The 4,039-nt window shown below is 64.5% G+C and carries 4 protein-coding genes; all 4 read left to right on the forward strand.

What is annotated here, in order from left to right; translation table 11 throughout:
• The coding region (locus tag ABYB95_RS18455; protein WP_372660170.1) for an ABC transporter substrate-binding protein at nucleotides 1-689 on the forward strand (689 nt) is incomplete at its 5' end.
• A 25-nt stretch (nucleotides 690-714) separates the two neighbouring features.
• Nucleotides 715-1,920: a pyridoxal phosphate-dependent aminotransferase gene (locus tag ABYB95_RS18460; RefSeq protein ID WP_372660172.1), complete on the forward strand. Its 1,206-nt coding sequence runs from the start codon at nucleotides 715-717 to the stop codon at nucleotides 1,918-1,920.
• A gap of 128 nt (nucleotides 1,921-2,048) precedes the next feature.
• Nucleotides 2,049-2,315 (forward strand): 30S ribosomal protein S15, encoded by a 267-nt coding sequence (gene rpsO / locus ABYB95_RS18465; RefSeq protein WP_372660174.1) that lies wholly within the window; start codon nucleotides 2,049-2,051, stop codon nucleotides 2,313-2,315.
• A 264-nt stretch (nucleotides 2,316-2,579) separates the two neighbouring features.
• On the forward strand, nucleotides 2,580-4,039 hold a 1,460-nt coding region (gene pnp, locus ABYB95_RS18470), incomplete at its 3' end, for a polyribonucleotide nucleotidyltransferase (RefSeq protein WP_372660176.1).

Consider the following 4,039-nt stretch of genomic DNA (forward strand, 5'->3'; position numbering starts at 1 on the left):
CGCGCAACCAGCTGGCCGAGAAGCGGCCGGACGTGAAGATCGTGGGCGACGAATTGCACCCGGTGGCGCGGGTGAAGGACTTTTTGCCCTACGCGACCAAGATCCAGGCCAGCGGCGCACAAGCCGTGCTCACCGGCAACTGGGGCAACGACCTCACCTTGCTGGTGAAAGCCGCGCGCGATGTGGGCTACGAGGGCAGTTTCTACACCTTCTATGGCAACGCCCTGGGCGCACCGGCCGCCATTGGCGACGCAGGGCTGGGCAAGGTGGTGGCGGTGGCCGAGTGGTTTCCCAACCTGCCCACGCGCGAGTCCGAAGCCTTTTACCGCGCCTTTCGCCAGCGCTTCCCCGATCCGGCCGAAGACTACGTGCATGTGCGCATGCAGCTCATGATCGAGGCCTTGGTACAAGCCATGGAGCGCGCCGGGGCCAAGGGTGCAGACCTGAGCGCGGCCAACATCGCGGCCCAGTTGGAGCGGGCCGAGGTCTCCATGGCGGGGCAGAAAGCGCAGATGCGCGCGGCCGACCACCAGTTGCAGCAGCCGCTGGCGGTGGCGGTGATGGAGCGCCAGGGCACGCCCGGTGTACCCTTTGATGTAGAGGGCTCCGGCTACGGTTTCCGTGTGGTCCGCAACATCAGCGCCCGGCAAGCCGAGCAGCCCCACAGCTGCGACATGGTCAGGCCCTGAGTCACGTCTTTTTTGGAGCAACCCAATGAACCCAGCAGGCGGTTTGCGTGCCGTGGTGGCACAGCTCGAGGGCTCGCGCATCCGCGAAGTGGCCAACGAGGGCCTGGGCCGCGAAGGCGTGCTCAAGTTCTGGTTTGGTGAAAGCGACGAGGTCACGCCCGAATTCATCCGTGACGCGGCGGTGGCCTCGCTGCAAGCCGGGGAAACGTTTTATGCCCACAACCTGGGTCTGGCCGAGCTGCGGCAGGCGCTGGCTGTTTACACCGACGGCCTGCACCCGGGACGCGGTGCGGCACACTGGGTTGATCGACTGGCCGTGACCTCGGGCGGGGTCAACGGTTTGATGTTGGCCTGCCAGGCCCTGGTGGAGGCGGGCGATGAGGTGGTGGTGGTCACGCCAATCTGGCCCAACCTGGTGGCGCAGCCGCGCATCATGGGCGCGCGCGTCGCCTGTGTGCCCTTGAAGGTGCAGGCCAGCGGCCCACGTGCCGGTGCCTGGACTCTGGACATGCAGGCCTTGCTGGACGCCATCACGCCGTCCACGCGTTTGCTGATCGTGAACGCGCCCAACAACCCCACGGGGTGGACACTCAGCCGCGAACAGCAGCAGACCATTCTGGCGCACTGCCGCCGCACCGGCACCTGGGTGCTGGCCGATGAGGTGTACGAGCGCCTGTATTTCGCGGACGACACCGGCAACGGCGCCGCCAGCAGTTTCCTGGATGTGGCCGAGCCAGACGATCGCCTGATCGTGGCGCACAGCTTCTCCAAGAGCTTTCTCATGACCGGCTGGCGCCTGGGCTGGCTGGTGTTGCCCGCGTCGTTGACCCAGGCCATGGGCAAGTTGATCGAGTTCAACACCTCGTGCGCCCCGGTCTTCATCCAGCGCGCCGCCACGGTGGCCTTGGAGCGGGGCGATGAGGTCACGCCCGCGCTGGTGGTGCACCTGCGGCATTGCCGGGACACGCTGGTGCCTTTGCTCCAGGCCGTGCCCGGCGTGTCGGTGGCCACACCCTGGGGCGGTTTGTATGCCTTTTTCCAGATCCAAGGGCACGACGACTGCCTGGAGGTGGCCAAACGCCTGGTGCGCGAAGCCGGGCTGGGGCTGGCGCCGGGCAGCGCCTTTGGCCCAGAGGCGGCGGGCTGGCTGCGCTGGTGCTTTGCCAGCAAAGACCCGCTGCGCCTGGAGCTGGGCGTGCACCGCCTGAACGAGTGGCTGCAGCGCAACTGACGGCCGCTGGGCTATAATTCCCGGTTGCTGTCTTTGCAGGCAGCAACCCCACGCCCGTGGCGGCTTCGGTTCTGGATCATCGGAATCGGCTGGCTGCGACGGGACGCATGTTATTTCAAGGAAATCCAATGATCGCCAAATCCATCAAGGCCGAAGTCGTCGCCGACAACGCCCGCGCCGCCAACGACACCGGTAGCCCAGAAGTGCAGGTCGCTATCCTGACCGCTCGCATCAACGAACTGATGCCCCACTTCAAAACCCATGCCAAAGACCACCACGGCCGTCGCGGCCTGCTGCGCATGGTGAGCCGCCGCCGCAAGCTGCTCGACTACCTGAAGTCCCGCAGCGCCGAGCGCTACCTGGCTCTGATCCAGAAACTGAGCCTGCGCAAGTAATTGGACGCGGTGTAACCGATCAAGACGCCTGAGTTGGTTCGCTGGCTCGGGCGCTTTTTGTTTGTGCGCCGCTAATTTTGATTCCGGATGCAGCGACAACAGAGCGAAGCTGTGTCATTCCAGAGGGCTTGTGGGCTGGCTGAACAAGCGCCCCCAGACGCTCTGGAATGGCATCGTGTTCTGGGTTGTTGATCCGGGTTTTGTGCATTTGATTGCACGTTCCGTGGCCCTGCTGTACAGGCGCCACCCAGAGGAGAGAAAACCATGAGCATGTTCAACAAAGTCAGCAAATCCTTCCAGTGGGGCCCCCACACGGTCACCATGGAAACCGGCGAAATCGCCCGCCAGGCATCTGGCGCCGTGCTGGTCAATATCGACGACACCGTCGTGCTGGCCACGGTGGTTGCCAAGACCGAAGCCAAAGCCGGTCAAGACTTCTTCCCCTTGACGGTGGACTACACCGAAAAAACCTACGCCGCCGGCAAGATCCCCGGCAGCTTCTTCAAGCGCGAAGGCCGTCCCAGCGAACTCGAAACGCTGACCTGCCGCCTGATCGACCGTCCGATCCGCCCCTTGTTCCCCGAGGGCTTCTACAACGAAGTCCAGGTGATCGTGCACGTGGTGAGCTTGAACCCCGAAGTGCAGGCCGACATCGCCGCCCTGATCGCCACTTCCGCTGCCCTGTCCATCAGCGGCATCCCGTTCAACGGCCCTATTGGCGCTGCGCGCGTGGGTTATGTGAACGGTGAATACGTTTTGAACCCGGGTCAGACCCAGCTCAAGGACAGCCAGCTCGACCTGGTCGTTGCCGGTACCGAAGCCGCTGTGTTGATGGTGGAATCCGAAGCCCAGCAGCTGAGCGAAGAAATCATGCTCGGCGCCGTGGTGTTTGGTCATGAGCAGGGCAACATCGCCATCGCCGCCATCAAAGAACTGGTGCGCGACGCTGGCAAGCCGGCTTGGGACTGGCAGCCACCTGCCAAGGACGAGCCACTGATCGCCAAGATCGACGGTCTGGCCAAAGCCAAGCTGGAAGCCGCCTACCAGATCCGCAACAAGCAAGCGCGCACGCAAGCCTGCCGCGCCGCTTACGCCGACGTCATGGCCGCTTTGAAAGCCGAGGGCGCAGCCTTTGACAGCGTGGCCGTTGAAGCCCTGCTGTTCGAAATCGAAGCCAAAATCGTGCGCGGCCAGATTCTGGCCGGCGAACCCCGCATCGACGGTCGCGACACCCGCACCGTGCGCGCCATCGAAATCCGCAACAGCGTCTTGCCCCGTACCCACGGTTCGGCCCTGTTCACGCGCGGCGAAACCCAGGCGCTGGTCGTGGCCACGCTGGGCACCGACCGCGACGCGCAGCGCATCGACGCGCTGGCTGGCGAGTTCGAAGACCGCTTCATGCTGCACTACAACATGCCTCCCTTCGCCACGGGCGAAGCCGGCCGTTTCGGTTCGCCCAAGCGCCGCGAAATCGGCCATGGCCGTCTGGCCAAGCGCGCGCTGATCGCTGTGCTGCCGAGCAAGGAAGATTTCCCCTACACCATGCGTGTGGTGTCGGAAATCACCGAGTCCAACGGCTCCTCCAGCATGGCTTCGGTCTGCGGTGGTTGCCTGGCCTTGATGGACGCGGGCGTGCCCATGAAGGCGCACGTGGCCGGTATCGCCATGGGCTTGATCAAAGACGGCAACCGTTTCGCCGTGTTGACCGACATCCTGGGTGACGA

Source organism: Hydrogenophaga sp., assembly GCF_041633695.1.
Lineage (GTDB): Bacteria > Pseudomonadota > Gammaproteobacteria > Burkholderiales > Burkholderiaceae_C > Hydrogenophaga.

Bases quoted from the DNA above. Each gene is read 5' to 3' on its own strand.
- ABYB95_RS18460 (WP_372660172.1), top strand. From the start codon at position 715: ATGAACCCAGCAGGCGGTTTGCGTGCCGTGGTGGCACAGCTCGAGGGC.
- rpsO (WP_372660174.1), top strand. From the start codon at position 2,049: ATGATCGCCAAATCCATCAAGGCCGAAGTCGTCGCCGACAACGCCCGC.